The 16,159-nt window shown below is 62.1% G+C and carries 19 protein-coding genes; 10 read left to right on the top strand and 9 right to left on the bottom strand.

Annotated features, from left to right (window positions below; translation table 11 throughout):
- Positions 1-68: 68 nt before the first annotated feature.
- The 3 genes from gloA to ACESMD_RS11965 form a co-directional block, all read right to left on the bottom strand.
- Positions 69-602: a lactoylglutathione lyase gene (gene gloA / locus ACESMD_RS11975; protein ID WP_372613445.1), complete on the bottom strand. Its 534-nt coding sequence runs from the start codon at positions 600-602 to the stop codon at positions 69-71.
- 72 nt (positions 603-674) lie between these two features.
- On the bottom strand, positions 675-2,258 hold the full coding sequence (locus ACESMD_RS11970; protein ID WP_372613443.1) for a GMC family oxidoreductase: 1,584 nt from the start codon (positions 2,256-2,258) through the stop codon (positions 675-677).
- Positions 2,259-2,312: 54 nt separating this feature from the next.
- The gene (locus tag ACESMD_RS11965; RefSeq protein WP_372613441.1) at positions 2,313-2,882 is read right to left on the bottom strand and encodes a twin-arginine translocation signal domain-containing protein; all 570 of its coding nucleotides are present in this window, start codon (positions 2,880-2,882) and stop codon (positions 2,313-2,315) included.
- 298 nt (positions 2,883-3,180) lie between these two features.
- Here ACESMD_RS11965 and ACESMD_RS11960 point away from each other — a divergent pair, with 298 nt between their 5' ends.
- On the top strand, positions 3,181-3,465 hold the full coding sequence (locus ACESMD_RS11960) for a ribbon-helix-helix domain-containing protein (protein ID WP_372613439.1): 285 nt from the start codon (positions 3,181-3,183) through the stop codon (positions 3,463-3,465).
- A gap of 220 nt (positions 3,466-3,685) precedes the next feature.
- Here ACESMD_RS11960 and ACESMD_RS11955 read toward each other — a convergent pair whose 3' ends face one another.
- Together ACESMD_RS11955 and ACESMD_RS11950 are read right to left on the bottom strand one after the other, a co-directional pair.
- Positions 3,686-4,594 (bottom strand): complex I NDUFA9 subunit family protein, encoded by a 909-nt coding sequence (locus tag ACESMD_RS11955; RefSeq protein WP_372613437.1) that lies wholly within the window; start codon positions 4,592-4,594, stop codon positions 3,686-3,688.
- 26 nt (positions 4,595-4,620) lie between these two features.
- The gene (locus ACESMD_RS11950; protein WP_372613435.1) at positions 4,621-5,259 is read right to left on the bottom strand and encodes a DsbA family protein; all 639 of its coding nucleotides are present in this window, start codon (positions 5,257-5,259) and stop codon (positions 4,621-4,623) included.
- A gap of 245 nt (positions 5,260-5,504) precedes the next feature.
- Here ACESMD_RS11950 and ACESMD_RS11945 point away from each other — a divergent pair, with 245 nt between their 5' ends.
- The 7 genes from ACESMD_RS11945 (at position 5,505) to ACESMD_RS11915 (ending at position 12,288) form a co-directional block, all read left to right on the top strand.
- Positions 5,505-5,969, top strand: a complete 465-nt coding sequence (locus tag ACESMD_RS11945; RefSeq protein ID WP_372613433.1) for an SUF system Fe-S cluster assembly regulator — start codon at positions 5,505-5,507, stop codon at positions 5,967-5,969.
- Between the two features lie 70 nt (positions 5,970-6,039).
- Positions 6,040-7,482, top strand: coding sequence for a Fe-S cluster assembly protein SufB (gene sufB / locus ACESMD_RS11940; protein WP_372613485.1), 1,443 nt, complete (start codon positions 6,040-6,042; stop codon positions 7,480-7,482).
- Positions 7,483-7,579: 97 nt separating this feature from the next.
- The gene (sufC, locus tag ACESMD_RS11935) at positions 7,580-8,332 is read left to right on the top strand and encodes a Fe-S cluster assembly ATPase SufC (RefSeq protein ID WP_372613431.1); all 753 of its coding nucleotides are present in this window, start codon (positions 7,580-7,582) and stop codon (positions 8,330-8,332) included.
- A complete protein-coding gene (gene sufD, locus ACESMD_RS11930; protein ID WP_372613429.1) occupies positions 8,329-9,690 on the top strand; it encodes a Fe-S cluster assembly protein SufD in 1,362 nt (453 codons plus the stop codon). The genes sufC and sufD overlap by 4 nt, the downstream gene beginning before the upstream one ends.
- 15 nt (positions 9,691-9,705) lie before the next feature.
- Positions 9,706-10,962 (top strand): SufS family cysteine desulfurase, encoded by a 1,257-nt coding sequence (locus ACESMD_RS11925; RefSeq protein ID WP_372613427.1) that lies wholly within the window; start codon positions 9,706-9,708, stop codon positions 10,960-10,962.
- Between the two features lie 23 nt (positions 10,963-10,985).
- The gene (sufT, locus tag ACESMD_RS11920; RefSeq protein ID WP_372613425.1) at positions 10,986-11,558 is read left to right on the top strand and encodes a putative Fe-S cluster assembly protein SufT; all 573 of its coding nucleotides are present in this window, start codon (positions 10,986-10,988) and stop codon (positions 11,556-11,558) included.
- Between the two features lie 58 nt (positions 11,559-11,616).
- A complete protein-coding gene (locus ACESMD_RS11915; protein WP_372613423.1) occupies positions 11,617-12,288 on the top strand; it encodes a vancomycin high temperature exclusion protein in 672 nt (223 codons plus the stop codon).
- Between the two features lie 16 nt (positions 12,289-12,304).
- Here the strand turns inward: ACESMD_RS11915 and ACESMD_RS11910 are convergent, their stop codons facing one another.
- The 4 genes from ACESMD_RS11910 to ACESMD_RS11895 form a co-directional block, all read right to left on the bottom strand.
- Positions 12,305-12,751 carry a hypothetical protein gene (locus ACESMD_RS11910; RefSeq protein ID WP_372613421.1) on the bottom strand — a complete coding sequence of 149 codons (447 nt, stop codon included), beginning with the start codon at positions 12,749-12,751 and terminating at the stop codon, positions 12,305-12,307.
- 112 nt (positions 12,752-12,863) lie between these two features.
- Positions 12,864-13,772, bottom strand: coding sequence for a 30S ribosomal protein S6--L-glutamate ligase (rimK, locus tag ACESMD_RS11905; RefSeq protein ID WP_372613419.1), 909 nt, complete (start codon positions 13,770-13,772; stop codon positions 12,864-12,866).
- Between the two features lie 28 nt (positions 13,773-13,800).
- Positions 13,801-14,238, bottom strand: a complete 438-nt coding sequence (locus ACESMD_RS11900; protein ID WP_372613417.1) for an ATP-dependent zinc protease — start codon at positions 14,236-14,238, stop codon at positions 13,801-13,803.
- A 24-nt stretch (positions 14,239-14,262) separates the two neighbouring features.
- Positions 14,263-15,288 (bottom strand): DUF3549 family protein, encoded by a 1,026-nt coding sequence (locus tag ACESMD_RS11895; RefSeq protein ID WP_372613415.1) that lies wholly within the window; start codon positions 15,286-15,288, stop codon positions 14,263-14,265.
- 269 nt (positions 15,289-15,557) lie between these two features.
- Here ACESMD_RS11895 and ACESMD_RS11890 point away from each other — a divergent pair, with 269 nt between their 5' ends.
- Positions 15,558-15,848: a YqcC family protein gene (locus ACESMD_RS11890; protein ID WP_372613412.1), complete on the top strand. Its 291-nt coding sequence runs from the start codon at positions 15,558-15,560 to the stop codon at positions 15,846-15,848.
- 63 nt (positions 15,849-15,911) lie between these two features.
- The coding region (locus tag ACESMD_RS11885) for a gamma-glutamylcyclotransferase family protein (protein WP_372613410.1) at positions 15,912-16,159 on the top strand (248 nt) is incomplete at its 3' end.

Here is a 16,159-nt window from a genome sequence, read left to right as displayed (position 1 = left end):
CTATGTATCGCTCGCCCTGATGCTCCGTGCACGACTGCCTGCCGGCGTGTGAGCAGCCAGTGTCGCTTTTAGTCGCCAAGGGACGCCAAGCGGTCGGCCTGCACGACTTCGATCCAGTAGCCGTCGACATCCTTGATGAAGACCACGTTCTTCATCTTGCCCTGATCGGAGCGCTTGACGAACTCGACCTCGTTGGCGTCGAACCAGGCCTCGGCCGCCTCCAGGTCCGGCACCGAGAAACAGATGTGCCCGAAGCCCTGGGGCTCGGCGTTACCGTCATGGTAGATCCGCCCCTGTTGATCCTCGGTGCCCCAGTTGTGGGTCAGTTCCAGCACGCCGCGCTGGCTGAAGGTCCAGACGGTACGCTCGCCAGGATCCTCCGGCAGGATATCGGTTTCCTCGAGCCTGGCGAGAAAATAGAGCGAGAACTGCATCGCCTCGAAATCGAGACGACGCACGACGCTCATGCCGAATACTCGACTATAGAAACCCAGGGACGCCTGGGGATCCTTGACTCGCAGCATGGTGTGGTTGAGGCGAAAGCCATCGGAATCGCCGGTGGGCGCCTGAACGCCTTGATGTTGTTCACCCTGGTGACTCATGGGGGGCTCCGTGAGATTGAAAACATGCCTGGTCAGAACGCGACCGGGAAGCACGGACGCGTCCTGGGAAGGTTAAATGTCTCCGCGTTGCATTAACTGGCCAATATGCTCAGCCTGGCGGATGGCCAGGGAGACGATGGTCAACGTAGGGTTCTCCGACGCGGAGGTCGTGAATTGGCGGCCATTCGAGATGAACAAGTTGCGGATCTCATGGGCCTGGCCATAGCCGTTGCAGACGCCGTCCTCGGGGTGCTCGCTCATCCGGCAGGTGCCAAGGTTATGAGTCGACGGATAGGGGGGTACCTCATAGATATCTTTGCCCCCGACAGAGCGGTAGAGCTCGGCGCCCTGACGAAAGCCGTGCTCCCGCATAGCGATGTCGTTGGGGTGATCGTCGTAGTGGACGTTGGCCACCGGCAGACCGAAGCGGTCGGTGACCTCGGGGTTGAGCGTGACACGGTTGGTCTCCTGGGGTAGATCCTCGCCTATCAACCACATGCCGGCCATGTTGTCGTACTGATCAAGGGCATTGGTGAATTCCGGCCCCCAGGCACCCGGATCGAGGAAGGCGGCCATGAAGGGAAGCCCCAGCGAGATGGTTTCCATCTCGTAGCCACCCACGAAGCCACGGGAGGGATCATGCCGTGCCTCATCGGCAATGATGCCAGCCATGGTGGTGCCTCGGTACATATGGACTGGATCATCGAAGGTGGCATAAATCGAGCCGGTCATGTGGCGCATGTAGTTACGGCCTACCTGGCCGGAACCGTTGGCCAGCCCTGCCGGGAACATGGGGCTCGCCGAGTTAAGAAGCAAGCGCGGCGTCTCCAGGGAGTTGCCCGCCACCGCGACCAGTCGTGCCTTCTGGCGCTGTTCGTTGCCCTCTGCATCGAAGTACACGACACCCGAGGCTCTTCCCTCCTCGTCATGCTCGATTCGCGCGACATGGGACTGGGGACGCAGCTCCAGATGGCCCGTGGCAATGCCCTCGGGCAGCTCGGTGTAGAGGGTCGACCACTTGGCGCCGGTCGTGCAGCCTTGGAAACAGAAGCCACGCTGCTGGCAGGCGGCACGGCCATCACGGGGATCGCTATTGATCGCCATATGGCCGGTGTCACAGGAATAGCCGAGGTTCTTCGCGCCGTTGTACATCACCTTGAAATTATTGTTACCTGGCAGCCCCTTGATGTCGTTGGTGCGGGTGACGCCCATACGCGTTTCGGCACGATCATAATAAGGTGCCAGGTCATCGTAACTCAGCGGCCAGTCCCGCAGGTTGGCGCCTTCCACTTCGCCATAATGCGTCAGCGCCTGGAACTCATGGGGCTGCAAGCGCAGGCTGGCTCCCGCCCAGTGCACGGTGGTACCACCGACCGCCTTGACAATCCAGGCCGGCAGATTGGGGAAATCCCGTGCCAGGCGGAAGCTGCCTGAGGTCGTGCGAGTATCCAGCCAGGCGAGCTGACCAAAGGAGGCCCACTCATCGGCGAGGAAATCCGCGGTGGTGTGCAGGGCGCCGGCTTCCAGCACCACTACGTCGATGCCCTGCTGGGCAAGTTCGTTGGCCAGGGTACCACCCCCGGCACCTGAGCCGATCACCACGACCACTTGGTCGTCGTCGTGGGAGAAGGTCTTCTGATTGTCCGTCATGGCCATCTTGGCGTCTCCGAAGTCGTTGTTGTTCTATCCGTTCACGAGGGGCCGCGCGGATCAGACCGCGGGCTCCTCGAAGGGCAGGTAGCCGCCTTGCGGCTTGGGCGGGTCGGGCAACCAGGTCAGGTCATTGAAACCCTTGGTCAGGTAGCCACCGTCACCTTCCGCGCCTTCATAGCCGAAATGCGCATAGGCCAGGGGATTGTCGTAGAGGGAAACCACCGCATCGCCGCGAATGCCCTCGAAGAAGGGGGTTCCCGCCATGGGAGCGAGAATCGCCAGGCGTTGCGCCTCATCCAGTGCCGCCCAGTCGCCATCGGCGGCATCGTCCAGGGCCACGACGCCGTCATGCAGCACCTGATGCAGGTCTGCGTTCACGGCCTTGCGATCCAGACTCTTGACGACCATGGCATAGACCGCATCCTCGAGCTCGGCATGGGGGAAGATATGCCGAGTTACCGTCAGTAGCACCTCGCCCTGGCGGGAACTCAGTGTGTCCAGGGACATGGCCCAGCTTCTGGAAGGCGCCAGCAAGGCGATCGGGCCACTGGCGAATGCCAGAGTGCCTGCCAGGACGCCACCGCTTCCCTTGAGGAAGATGCGGCGGGAAATAGGGGATGTGCTCATCACTGATCTCTCCTGGGTGTATGACACAGCGGTTCCATCGTCTGCTGCGCCTTGTCTGTTCTTGTTGTCACCATCCGGTCCTGTGCCGGATATCACCTTCAAGACTATGCCCAAGTGAGGTGTATTGGGTAATAGCGGGGTACTACTGAGACGATGGTCTAATGCTCTTGTGTCGCGACTACGGGCAATGTCAGGAGAAGCTGGCGTAGAACAGCCCCTGCCATTCAGCATCACCGCAGTTCTGGCTTTTTTTGGCACCAGGCTAGCCTGGCCCTGAACTGCTGAAGGAGAAAACGCCATGTGCCATGTCTATGCATCTACCGACCCGGGCCGTTATGAGTGCACCACCCGGTCACTGCGTCTCAAGGGTTGCGTCACCAGTGTGCGCCTCGAGAATGAATTCTGGGAGATCCTTGACGGACTGGCTCGCGACCAGCAGATGTCGGCAGGGCAGTTCATCAGCGAGCTCTATGAGGAAGTACTGGCAACCAAGGGTGAGGTGGCGAATATGACCTCCATGCTGCGGGTCACATGTGCGGTTCACCTGCATATCCGAGCGGAGCCGACCGCACGCAGCGCCTGAGCGCCCCAGATACTGCCCGCCTTGCCCCAAGCGATTAAGTGCGAGTCGGAATTAACTGATGAAGGTGTGACATTCGAGCCGCACCAACAAGTGACGCCCAGGGTCAGGTTGCTATCCAGCCAACTGCTCGCCTAAGAGTCGGCTGGCGATGATTGAAAGGGATTTCATGTCCCCAGCATTGACGCTTGGGGCCGCTTCTGACGATGAGTCAATAGAAGTGCTAAGGCTTGGAAGGTGCCAGACACTCCAGCAGGCTGTCGCGTAGCGCACGGGGGCGGATGCCCAGGTCATTAAAGGTGCCCATTCGGTCATCGACCCGATTTTCGCTCTGCATGAGGATCACCTGATCGCGGGTCAAGGGCGGACTGGGCAGCCACGAGATCATGGCTGCCAGGGTTCGCCAGGCGAGGAAGGGTACAGCGACCATGGGCCGCTCGACCTGGTAATGGGCCAGCACCAACGACAGGATGTCCCGATAGGTCATGATATCCGGCCCACCCAGTTCGAAGAATCGCCTCTTCGTCACTGGCTCGCCCAGCAGGCGGATCAACGCCCTGGCCACGTCCACCACATGCACCGGCTGCAGGCGGGTTTCACCGTCGCCGAACAGCGGGATTACCGGCAGTCGGGTCAGAGAAGCCAGGGTGGCAAGAAAGCTGTCTCCCGGGCCGAACAAGACACTGCAGCGGACGATGGTCGCCCTGGGCATGGCGTCGAGGACGGCGTCTTCGCCCCTGGCACGGACACACACATAGGCCGATGGCGAGTCGATGGTGGCGCCGATGCCGGAGATGTGTACCAGTTTCTCTATGCCGGTTTGATGAACCAGTCGGGCCAGTTGTCCGGCGCCGTCCACATGGATGGCCTCGACGCTCAGCTCAGGCGAGGCGACATAGCGACTCACCGCATTGACCACACTGTCGGCACCGACGATGGCAGCATTGATGCTTGTCGCGTCGGTGATGTCGGCACTGACCAGCTCGATCCGATCGTCATCCTCCACCCAGCCGGGCAGGACCGGGTTCCGGACGGCGATCCGCACCCGCTGGCCGGCATCGACGAGCTCGCGGGCGAGGACGTTGCCCAGGAAGCCGGTACCTCCGAAGATCGTGATCAATTGTGACGACATGGTGGGTACCTGCGCATCGGCTCAGCTTATTGCATGACATCCAGCAGCCGCTCGATTGCCAGGTAGAGTTGGCGTCGCGGCTGGGCACCTTCGAGAACACCGGCATGCTCGCCATCGAGGGAAAAGCGCAGGCCCGGTACGCCGCCGATGCCCGCCAGCATGGCCTCCCGCTGATCCTCCAACACCGTCTTCCGGTAGCGGCCTTCCTCCAGAGCTTGCCCAAGCGAGCTCGCGTCCAGTCCCAGGCCATCGGCGAGTTGCGTCAGGGCTTCCGGATCGGCGAGATCCAGGCTCTCCTCGAAGAATCCACGAAACAGCGCTGTTCGCAGTCTGTCGCTGCTGCCGGGATCTACCCTGTCCAGGTCATCGGCCCAGGCGCTGGCCTCATGGGCCAATCGTGAGCGGGGCTGAATGCTCGGCAGGTGAAGCGTCATGCCGCGTTCCGCCGCCATGGGGTAGACCGCCCGCGCCCAGATATCATGCAGGTAGTCGCCGTCGGGGTCGAGGGTGGGTTGTGGCTCGGGACGCAGCTCGAAGGCCCGCCAGCGGATGGCCAGGCGGTCACCGAAACGTGCCGCAAGCGCCTCTATCTCGGGGACCTCCAGGTAGCAGAAGGGGCAGACGTAGTCGCTGAACACGTCCAGGGTGATGAGGGGGTGGTGCATGTCTTGGCTCCTCGGGATGATTCGGCGATGGCCCACCATTACTGCCTACCTTATCAGAGCCTCATATCTCTTTGTTTCTGTGGATGAGAATGATTAGCGTTATTTCGGGTAACGGCGGCGATCGTGCAGTGATCCTGTCAGTTTGTGTGGGGCAGGGCTTTACATCAAATTCATACAGGACTAAAGTGGTCCGCAATACAACTGGCGGGAGTGTCTAGTCCACTCACGCCGATCAGGAGTCCCACATGCTGAAGCTTTCACGACTGACCGACTATGCCACCGTGGTGATGGCACAGATCGCGCGCCACCCGGAGCAGTCCCACGCGGCCGCCGAACTGGCGGAGGCCGTGAAGCTCCCGCATCCCACGGTCAGCAAGAACTTGAAGATGCTGGTGCGTGCGGGGCTTCTCGAGTCACGTCGCGGTGCCCAAGGAGGGTATTCGCTGTCACGGCCGGCGTCGCGAATCTCCGCCATTGACATCATCTCGGCCATCGAGGGTCCGGTGGCCATGACCGAATGCAGCCAGGCCGAGGGGGATTGCGAGCTGGCAGCCACCTGTAGCGTCGCGGACAACTGGCAGCGTGTGTCATTGGCCGTCCGTGCCCTGCTCGACAGCGTGACCCTGGCGCACCTGGCCGATACGGCCCCCATCAAGCTGCCCGTTCAGCTACCCATTCAGAGCGTGAGCCTGGCCGCCGATACGGCCTGACCACGTAATCGAATCACGACGCGAGCAAGTCTCGCCGACACAACCGCCCGGGAGGGGATGCAAAATGAAAATGGCAACAGAGGAAATGGAACAGCTGGTCCGTCGCGAGTACAAGGCAGGCTTCGTGACCGACATCGAGAGCGACACGGTTCCACCGGGTCTCGACGAGAGCACCATCGAGTTCATATCCATGAAGAAAGGAGAACCGGACTGGATGCTCGAGTGGCGCCTCAAGGCCTACCATCAGTGGCTCAAGATGACGCCGCCCTCCTGGGCACACCTGGACTATCCATCCATCGATTACCAGGCGATCTCCTATTTCAGTGCGCCCAAGCGTCCCGAGGATGGTCCCCAGAGCCTCGATGAGGTGGACCCCAAGCTGCTCGAGACCTACGAGAAGCTGGGCATTCCGCTGCACGAGCGCGCGGCGCTGGCCGGCGTGGCGGTGGATGTCGTCTTCGACTCCGTCTCCGTGACTACCACCTTCAAGGAGAATCTGCACGAGGCGGGCGTGATCTTCTGCCCCATGTCCGAGGCGATCCGCGACTACCCGGACCTGATCAAGCAGTACCTGGGAACCGTGGTGCCGCAGGGCGACAACTATTTTGCGGCATTGAATTCCGCGGTGTTCACCGATGGCTCCTTCGTTTTCGTCCCGGAAGGCGTCACCTGCCCCATGGAGTTGTCCACCTATTTCCGCATCAACGAAGCCAACACCGGCCAGTTCGAGCGGACCCTGATCATCTGCGAGAAACGGGCCCAGGTCTCCTATCTCGAGGGCTGCACGGCCCCGATGCGTGACGAGAACCAGTTGCATGCGGCCGTGGTCGAGCTGGTGGCCCTGGAAGATGCCTACATCAAGTACTCCACGATCCAGAACTGGTATCCGGGTGACGAGGACGGCAAGGGTGGCATCTATAACTTTGTCACCAAGCGCGGTGACTGCCGCGGCGACCGCTCGCGCGTCAGCTGGACACAGGTCGAGACAGGGTCGGCCATTACCTGGAAGTACCCTTCCTGCATGCTGCGTGGCAAGGACAGCATCGGCGAGTTCTATTCCGTAGCGGTGACCAACGGCCGCCAGCAGGCCGATACCGGTACCAAGATGATACACATCGGTGAGGGAACCCGGTCCTACATCGTTTCCAAGGGGATCGCCGCCGGGCGCGCCAACCAGTCCTACCGGGGTCTGGTCAAGGTCGGCCCTCGAGCCAAGGGCGCGCGCAACTTCACCCAGTGCGATTCGCTGCTGATGGGCGACAAGTGTGGAGCCCATACCTTTCCCTACCAGGAGATCGGCAACAGTACCGCTACCGTGGAGCACGAGGCGACCACCTCCAAGATCGGCGAGGATCAGCTGTTCTACTGCCAGAGCCGCGGTATCTCCGAGGAGGATGCGGTCAGCATGATCGTCAACGGCTTCTGCAAGGATGTCTTCCAGGAACTGCCCATGGAATTCGCGGTGGAAGCCGAGGCCCTGCTGGGCGTCACCCTGGAAGGCGCCGTGGGCTAGAGGCGGTTGCGCTCGCTCACCGTGCCTTCCGTGCGGCTGTAAACGAACTCATTCATCTGAGCTGCTGTGGCGGCTTAGCGATCAGAAGGTTATCAAGATGCTCGAAGTCAAGGATCTGCACGTCACGGCCGAGGGGATCGAAATCCTCAAGGGCCTCAGTCTTACCGTCAAGCCGGGTGAGGTCCACGCCATCATGGGCCCCAACGGCGCCGGCAAGTCCACCCTGTCCGCGGTCATCGCCGGCAAGGACGGCTATGAGGTGACCGCTGGCTCGATCACCTTCGAAGGCCGGGATGTGCTGGAAATGGAGAAAGAGGAGCGCGCCCAGGCGGGGATGCTGCTGGGTTTCCAGTATCCCGTGGAGATTCCCGGGGTGAAGAACGTCTACCTGCTCAAGGCGGCGCTGAACGCACAGCGAGCCGCGCATGGTGAAGATGACATCCCGGCACCGGAGTTCATGAAACTGATCAAGGAACGCCTCGCCCAGATGAAGATGGATGCGAGCTTCCTGCAACGCGCCGTCAACGAGGGCTTCTCCGGTGGCGAGAAGAAGCGTAACGAGATCCTCCAGATCCTGGTGCTGCAGCCCAAGCTCGCGATGCTCGACGAGATCGACTCCGGCCTGGACATCGACGCCATGCGTGTGGTCGCCGACGGCATCAACAGCCTGCGTGCCGAGGACCGTTCCATCCTTCTGGTGACCCACTACCAGCGCCTGCTGGACTTCGTGGTGCCGGACAAGGTGCATGTGCTGGTCGATGGCCGCATCGCCAAGAGCGGCGACGCCGAACTCGCCAGGGAACTGGAGGCTCGGGGTTACGAATGGGTCCAGGAGGAATCTGCCGCATGAGTGATGATGTTCAGCGCTTTCTCGCTCGACTCAACGAGCGCAATGCCCAGCGTCTCTCCTCCCAGGGGGCCGAGCCGACCTGGATCGCCGCACGGCGACAGGCGGGGGCGGCCCGCTTCGAGGCACTGGGTTTCCCGACCCGCCGCGTCGAAGCCTGGAAGTACACCGATGTCCGCGCCATCGCGCGGGGTGATTTCGCCCTGGCGACCGATGCCGACTTCTCCCAGGCCAGTGCGGCAGCCCTGACCCTGCCGCTGGAGGCCTATCGGCTGACCTTCGTCGATGGCGTCTTCTCTGCGGCCCTGTCGCAGATCGACGATCTGCCCAAGGGGGTTCAGCTCCTGCCGCTTTCCCGGGCACTGGCCGAGAATCACGAAGCGGTGGGCGGGCCACTCGGTCGCCTCACCGGCGTGGACTTCTCCCCCTTTTCGGCCCTCAACACGGCTTTCATGGAGGAGGGTGCGGTGGTTCGCCTGGCACCTGGCACCCGGGTCGATAAACCGATCCTCCTGCAGTTCCTGTCACGCGCCAACGAGACGCCGGTGATGAGCCATCCCCGAGTGCTGGTCGAAGCCGGTGATCGTAGCGAGGCCACGATCATCGAGCACCATGTGGGTGAGGAGGCGGCCGCCAACTTCACCAACTCGGTGGAGGAAATCATTCTGGGCCGCGGTACTATCTTGACCCACTACAAGTTGCAGGAATTGCCGCTCTCCGACCTTCAGGTGTCGAGTATCCAGGTGGAGCAGGGACGCGACAGTCGTTTCACCTCCTTCAACATCAACCTGGGGGGTGCACTGGTTCGCACCGACCTGGTATCGGACCTCAATGGCGAGGGGGCCGAGGCCAACTTCAACGGCCTCTTCTATGGTCAGGGTCGACAGCATGTCGATAATCACACCCTGGTCAACCATAACGCCCCGCACACCTTCTCTAAAGAGAACTACAAGGGCATCCTCGACGACCGTGCCCATGGCGTCTTCAACGGCAAGGTCATCGTCAAGCGTGATAGCCAGAAGATCGAGGGTTTCCAGAGCAACGCCAACCTCCTGCTCTCGGATCGCGCCGAGATCGATGCGAAGCCGGAACTCGAGATCTATGCCGATGACGTCAAGTGCTCCCACGGTAGCACCACCGGCCAACTCGACGAGGAGGCGGTCTTCGTCCTGCGGACCCGCGGTATCGACAAGCAGACCGCCCGGGGGCTCTTGACCCTGGCCTTCGCCGGTGAGGTCATGGAGCAGGTGGAGCTCGATGCCGTCTCCGAGCGGATCGAACTCGCCGTGGCAGGCAAGCTGCCCGAGCGCTTCAACCTGGCTGGCCTGGTGGAAACCGCCATGGCGCTGGGTGATGAATGAGGCGAGGAGCAAGCCATGACTGAACTGGCCACCCGTACTACTCTGCTGCCCAGCCTGGACGTGGCGGCCGTGCGTGCCGATTTTCCGATCCTCTCGCGTCAGATCCACGGCAGGCCCCTGGTCTATCTGGACAATGCCGCGACCAGCCAGACGCCACGTCAGGTGATCGAGGTCTTCGACGACTACTATGGTCGCTACAACGCCAACATCCACCGTGGACTGCATACCCTGGCCGACGAGGCGACGGCGGCCTTCGAGGAAACCCGAGAGCGCGTGCGGCGCTTTCTCAACGCCTCCGAGTCCCGCGAGATCGTCTTTACCCGCGGGACCACCGAGGCGATCAATCTGGTCGCCAATGCCTGGGGGCGGGCGAATCTGGTAGCAGGCGACGAGGTGCTGGTATCGCGCCTGGAGCACCACTCCAACATCGTGCCCTGGCAGTTGCTGGCCAGTGAGCTGGGTATCCTGATCAAGGTGATTCCGGTGGATGACCGCGGAGTCCTGGATCTGGCGGCTTATAGCGGGCTGTTGACCGACCGCACCCGTCTGGTGGCCGTGAACCATGTGTCCAACGCCTTCGGTACCATCAATCCGGTACGCGAGATGGCGGCGATGGCCCATGATGCCGAGGCGAAGATCCTGGTCGATGGTGCCCAGGCGGCGCCTCACCAGCCCATCGACGTGCGCGTCATCGACGCCGACTTCTATGCCTTCTCCGGTCACAAGGTCTATGGCCCCACCGGTGCCGGCGTCTTGTATGGCAAGGCGTCCCTGCTCGAGGCGATGCCCCCCTGGCAGGGCGGCGGCGAGATGATCGAGACCGTTTCCTTCGAGGAACCGACCACCTTTGCCGGCATTCCCCACAAGTTCGAGGCGGGGACCCCGGCGATTGCCGAGGTCATCGCTCTGGGCGAGGCCCTGGCCTGGGTCGAGCGTACGGGAATCGAGGCCATCGGCGCCTGGGAGGGACAGCTGTTGGCGCATGCCACGGCAGGGGTTTCGCGGATCGACGGCCTGCGCATCCTGGGTACGGCCCCTGACAAGGCCGGAGTGCTGTCCTTTGTCGTCGACGGCGCCCATTCCCAGGATATCGGTCTGCTGATCGACCAGCTCGGGGTGGCGATCCGTACCGGCCACCACTGTGCCCAGCCGTTGCTGGCGCAGTTCGGTGTGGACGCCACCTGCCGAGCCTCGTTCGCCGCTTACAATACCCTGGAGGAGGTCGACATTTTTATCGATGCCCTTCATCGGGTTATCGGCATGGTGCGTTGAGTTCCGAGGTGTCAGGGAGAACCATGAGCGATATCGAACAGATTGCCCGCCTGGAAAAGGGGAAGTCGCTGCCTCTGCAGCGAGACGTGGAGGCGATCTCCATTCCCTTCGGCAAGACGGTGGTCCTCAATGAGGACAGTATCGTCAGCGTCATGCAGGCCAAGGGCAGTTCGGTCAGCGTGGGGCTGGAAGGGCGCCTATACCTGATCGAAGGGTCCAATCTGGATGCGTTGGGGCTGGAGTCACTCCCTCGACCGACCCTGCAAGAGGATGACACGGATGAGCAGATAGAGCATTTCGTCTGGGATCAGATGCGTACCTGCTTTGATCCCGAGATCCCCGTCAACATCGTCGATCTGGGCCTGGTCTATGGCTGTCGCATCGAACGATTGATCTCCGGGGAGCGTATCGTCACCATTCGCATGACCCTGACAGCACCAGGATGCGGCATGGGTGACGTGATTGCCGCCGATGCCCGCAACAAGATCCTGGGTGCTCCTCAGATAAGCAAGGTTCACACCGAGATTGTCTTCGATCCGCCCTGGAGCCGTGAGATGATGAGCGACGAGGCAAAATTGGAACTCGGGATGTTCTGAGTCTCGGGTGGGGGCCTGAATGCGGGCGTGGTTCTGGAATTCTTTCAGGGTCGTACTGATGTCGCTGGGAGGCGTGTTGCTCCTGGCGGCCCTGTCGTTCGTGGGAGCCAACCTCTGGGTGCTGGGAAAGACCCAGGCGCGCATCGAGCACGACTTGCCGCAGTGCAGTGTCGAGCGGGTGGGGATCGTGTTTGGCACCTCGCATTGGACCCGCAGTGGTGTCAGCAATCCCCACTTCGATGCTCGCATGAGCGCCGCCGCCAGACTGATTCAGCTTGGCAGGGTCGAACACCTGCTGCTCTCCGGTGATAACCGAACCCGCTTCTACAATGAACCCGTGACCATGTGGCGGGATCTGCGCGATCGTCATGTTCGCGATGTGGACATGACGCTGGACTACGCCGGTTTCAGCACCTTCGACACCCTGGTGAGGGCGCGGGATGTCTTCGGCGTTGAACGGGCGCTATTGATTACCCAGGCGTGGCATTTGCCCAGGGCTATCTTCATCGCCGATGCCATGGGGCTAGAGGTCAGGGGCTGTGCGGTGCCGGCACGGCCTGTCACTGGTGTCTGGCGTCTGAAGGTACGGGAATGGCTGGCGAGGGTCGCGACCCTGGGGGATCTTTACCTCTGGAAGCGTGAGCCGCATTTCCTCGGCCCCCTGGAACCCCTGGAGATCAGCCCGCGGGGCTGGGAAATTCAGTTGGATACCCCCGGTGGCCCCCGGTGACACCCTGGACCTTGCCTCAACTAGGCTCCTTCTGCTTCTGGAGCTCATAGAGTTCCCGGATCAGGGACCGGCAGCCCTTCCAGCACTCCTCGATGATCGGCTCGATGGGGTCCGGTAGCGGATGGGTAAAGAGGGTGGAAAGCGACTGCATCAGGACGCGTTCCTGTTCCAGCAACTCGCCGATCAGAACCTGGCTGTCGTTGCCGACGAAGCTCTTGATACGGCTCCACAGCCACAGGTAGTCATCGCGTTCCACATCGGCATCCCTGGGCAGCAGGTTGAGATGCTTGCGTGCCAGTTCCTGTAGTTTCCGCATCGACTTGGCACGGGCCTCGTACTGGGGCTTGAGGGCATCGCGCAGGTCGGGACGCAGGCGTTCCATGTTGTCCTGGAAATAGTCGATACTGTCGGCCAGGGCCTCCAGGGCGCTGTCCATCGCCACCTGGCGATTGTCGAGAAACATGAGCGTTCACCTCCTCCGGTGACGCAGATTGTGAAGGGGGGAAGGCCGTTTTGCTACCCCCATGCGCTAAAATGCCCCATTTCCGGCCCTGGCCTTTGAGATCCCTCAGTCGTCAGCCCTTGGGCTTGTTGGGTGCCTTGCGTGTCGTCGCGGCATTCTTCTGGACATGCTCGATGATCAGCCCGGCGATGTCCTTGCCAGTCGCCGCTTCGATGCCTTCCAGCCCGGGGGATGAATTGACCTCCATGATGACCGGACCATGGTTTGAGCGTAGCAGGTCGACGCCGGCCACCCGCAGCCCCATGGCCTTGGCGGCGCGAATGGCCGTGGAGCGTTCCTCCGGGGTAATCCGAATCACGCTGGCGCTGCCGCCGCGGTGAAGGTTGGACCGGAACTCGCCTTCGGCGGCCTGACGCTTCATCGAGGCCACGACCTTGTCGCCGATGACCAGACAGCGGATATCGGCACCCTTGGCCTCCTTGATGTACTCCTGCACCATGATATTGGCCTTCAAGCCCATGAAGGCCTGGATCACGCTCTCGGCGGCCTGGTTGGTCTCGGCCAGGACCACTCCGATTCCCTGGGTGCCCTCCAGCAGCTTGATGACCAGGGGGGCGCCTCTGACCATGGTGATCAGGTCGGGAATGTCGTCCGGTGAGTGGGCGAAGCCAGTGATCGGCAGGCCCAGACCCTTGCGTGAGAGCAGCTGCAGCGAGCGCAGCTTGTCACGGGAACGGGTGATGGACACGTTGTCGTTGACGACATAGATGCCCATCATTTCGAACTGTCTCAGCACGGCGCAGCCGTAGAAGGTGATCGAGGAACCGATGCGCGGAATCACCGCGTCGAAGGGTTCGAGTTCGGCGCCCTTGTAGTGGATCGAGGGGTGATGCGAGGCAATGCTCATGTAGCAGCGCAGCGTGTCGACCACTCGCGCCGTGTGGCCCCGTTGCTCGGCCGCCTCGATCAGGCGCCGAGTGGAGTAGAGGTTGCGGTTGCGGGACAACAGCGCGATATGCATTCGGAACTCCGGGTCGGTGATCGGGGAATCAGGGTTCGCCGTGCATGAAGGCGGCGCCGGGGGCCACTAGCAGACGGCGCAATGCGCGGCGCCCCAGCAGCATGGGATGGCGCATCTCGCGTCGGTCGGTGAGGCTCAGTTCGACCGGATACTCGAGTTCGCCAAGATGCAGAGGGGTGCGTATCACGTAACGCCATTCCGACTGGCCATTGGAGCTGCGCACCTTGCGGCGGTCGTGGAGATGCACCCGGTAGACATGCGCGGGTGTTCCGGGTCCGCCGCTGCGGGTCGTGAAGCTGACCCAGAGGTGATCGTCCTCTTCATAGGATTCGATATCCTCGGCATGCAGGGCCGAGGTTCGGGCACCGGTATCGACCTTGGCGCATAGGGTCAAGCCGAGCTCGGGAAGCGTCACCATCTCACGACGGCCGATGACCGCCCTGGCTTGAAAGGGTAGTTCCTTCATCGAATCACTCCCGTGTGTTCACGCTTATCTGGAAAGTCCGCTCAGCCGACGTCCGATGAGGCTGTCCGGAACGGCTTCACGCAGCGTCATCAGCACCGGTAGTCGCAGCCGGGGGATCAGGGCCAGGTCCCTTGCCAGCACCGTGAAGTCGACATCGGGCTGCTCGGCGAGCCGGTCGAGAAAGCGCGGTAATCGATCGGCGTCTTCCAGGTGTCTCCAGCCGCGCCCCGCGACGGCCGCCAGGAGGTCGGGACCACAGGCGTTCGGATCCGCCAGCAGGGTATCCAGCCAGGCGCCGGCGACTTTCGTCGAGGCGCCTGCCATGCTGCGTACACAAGCACAAAAGGTCTCGATGTCGCCTCTGGCGGCCGCGTATTCTCCTCGCTGGCGCAAGGCGAGGGCGAGAGCATCGTCGATGGCCACATGCTCGAGACAATAGCACAGGGAGGTCAGTACTTCGTCGGGCAAGGTGGCAAGGTTCCGCGACAGTGAGCGGCTCGCGTCGTCGTCGAGGCGCACGACGAAATCGGCCACCCCCTGAAGGCCCAGTGCCTGCCAGTCGACGTGCTGTTGGCCACTGAGATAGGCTTCGACCAGCTCGAGGTGCTGACTGGCGGGCAACCCAAGGTCACGGGTGGCACGGGCATGCATGACCGCCTGGAAGGGCAGGCTCGGCGTGAAGGTCAGGGGGTTGTCCTTCATCAGATTATCGACCCTGGGGCCCGATTCACTGGCCATGGCCTCAGCACTCTGCCCCAGGGTGGTCAGGAGTCGCTCGATGAAGGCGTCCCTGGGGCCAGGCACCAGCTGGCCCGACTCATCGAGGGGCAGGGCGAGAAACCAGATCAGCGGATCGGCAGAGTTGGCGAGGCGAAACACCATCCCCAGTCGAGCTTCCCCTCGCCATGGATAGGGCCAGGCGAGATGACCTGCCTCGAACGCCGCCAGGGTGTCCAGGGCGCAGGGTTCGACGCCTCGACCAAGATGATACAGGCGCACCTCGGACCCGCTGCGCAGGAAGAAATCATGAAGGCTGTGGATCGGTCGCATGCTGTCTCCCGCTCTTGAAGCCTGCACTCTACCTTGGCAGCGCCGTGCTGTCAGCCACCCCCGCCATGTCTGCTGGGCGAGACTGATCAAAGATTGATCGACGGTCGTGATGGCCCATGACGTCTCGCTGTCCGAGGTATTTCCAGAGTTTATCCACAGGAACATTCAGTGTTTCTGTGAGCTTTGTATAAGCTGTCCCAGGGACGCCGGGTGTGGCCAACGGCGGGCACCAACGGGGATAATGGTGCAAGGCTGGAAGAGGAGGAGAAATGAACGTCCACGAGGCACTCGACGACGCGTTGCGCGACCTGGAAACGACCATGGAGGCTGCCAACCTCTGGCGCATGGAGCCACCCCCGCCCGACGCCTATGACAGTGTGGCGCCGTTTTGTGTGGATACCATGGCACTTCCACAGTGGCTGCGCTTCGTCTTGATCCCTCGGCTCGATGCCCTGGTGGAGGCGCGCGGGTCGATGCCGGACAAGTGTGAGGTAGGCACCAGCGGTGGAGGGCCTATCTCGCTCAGGCAAGCATCGCTGGCAGCGAGCGTCGCATGCTGATCCAGTCCGTCGAGGAAATCGATCGACTGGTTACCGAAAATTAGCCGGAGAGGTGGCTCCGTCATGCCCTTTTACTTTGCCTATGGCAGCAACATGAATCTGGCGCGTGTTGTGGCACGGATCGGCAGGACGCGCCGTGCTCTTTCCGGCGTACTGCACGATCATGCCCTGCGCTTCGACAAGGCATCACGTGTGGCGGGCATTGCCCATGCCAACGTCGTCCCCGTGTCGGGAGACAGGGTAGAGGGTGCGCTGTTCGAACTGGAAACGCCCGATCAGATCCAACTGATGGATCCCTACGAGGGGTATCC

Origin of the sequence: Halomonas sp., assembly GCF_041689495.1 — a bacterium.
Taxonomy (GTDB): domain Bacteria; phylum Pseudomonadota; class Gammaproteobacteria; order Pseudomonadales; family Halomonadaceae; genus Halomonas.
The sequence above is the reverse complement of the archived record's forward strand: the minus strand, read 5'-3'. Positions and strand labels throughout refer to the sequence as shown.

Bases quoted from the DNA above. Each gene is read 5' to 3' on its own strand.
- rimK (WP_372613419.1), bottom strand. From the start codon at position 13,772: ATGCATATCGCGCTGTTGTCCCGCAACCGCAACCTCTACTCCACTCGG.
- gloA (WP_372613445.1), bottom strand. From the start codon at position 602: ATGAGTCACCAGGGTGAACAACATCAAGGCGTTCAGGCGCCCACCGGC.
- ACESMD_RS11970 (WP_372613443.1), bottom strand. From the start codon at position 2,258: ATGGCCATGACGGACAATCAGAAGACCTTCTCCCACGACGACGACCAA.
- sufD (WP_372613429.1), top strand. From the start codon at position 8,329: ATGAGTGATGATGTTCAGCGCTTTCTCGCTCGACTCAACGAGCGCAAT.
- ACESMD_RS11890 (WP_372613412.1), top strand. From the start codon at position 15,558: ATGAACGTCCACGAGGCACTCGACGACGCGTTGCGCGACCTGGAAACG.
- sufC (WP_372613431.1), top strand. From the start codon at position 7,580: ATGCTCGAAGTCAAGGATCTGCACGTCACGGCCGAGGGGATCGAAATC.
- ACESMD_RS11895 (WP_372613415.1), bottom strand. From the start codon at position 15,288: ATGCGACCGATCCACAGCCTTCATGATTTCTTCCTGCGCAGCGGGTCC.
- ACESMD_RS11945 (WP_372613433.1), top strand. From the start codon at position 5,505: ATGCTGAAGCTTTCACGACTGACCGACTATGCCACCGTGGTGATGGCA.
- sufB (WP_372613485.1), top strand. From the start codon at position 6,040: ATGGCAACAGAGGAAATGGAACAGCTGGTCCGTCGCGAGTACAAGGCA.
- ACESMD_RS11900 (WP_372613417.1), bottom strand. From the start codon at position 14,238: ATGAAGGAACTACCCTTTCAAGCCAGGGCGGTCATCGGCCGTCGTGAG.
- ACESMD_RS11960 (WP_372613439.1), top strand. From the start codon at position 3,181: ATGTGCCATGTCTATGCATCTACCGACCCGGGCCGTTATGAGTGCACC.
- ACESMD_RS11925 (WP_372613427.1), top strand. From the start codon at position 9,706: ATGACTGAACTGGCCACCCGTACTACTCTGCTGCCCAGCCTGGACGTG.
- ACESMD_RS11910 (WP_372613421.1), bottom strand. From the start codon at position 12,751: ATGTTTCTCGACAATCGCCAGGTGGCGATGGACAGCGCCCTGGAGGCC.
- sufT (WP_372613425.1), top strand. From the start codon at position 10,986: ATGAGCGATATCGAACAGATTGCCCGCCTGGAAAAGGGGAAGTCGCTG.
- ACESMD_RS11965 (WP_372613441.1), bottom strand. From the start codon at position 2,882: ATGAGCACATCCCCTATTTCCCGCCGCATCTTCCTCAAGGGAAGCGGT.
- ACESMD_RS11915 (WP_372613423.1), top strand. From the start codon at position 11,617: ATGTCGCTGGGAGGCGTGTTGCTCCTGGCGGCCCTGTCGTTCGTGGGA.
- ACESMD_RS11955 (WP_372613437.1), bottom strand. From the start codon at position 4,594: ATGTCGTCACAATTGATCACGATCTTCGGAGGTACCGGCTTCCTGGGC.
- ACESMD_RS11950 (WP_372613435.1), bottom strand. From the start codon at position 5,259: ATGCACCACCCCCTCATCACCCTGGACGTGTTCAGCGACTACGTCTGC.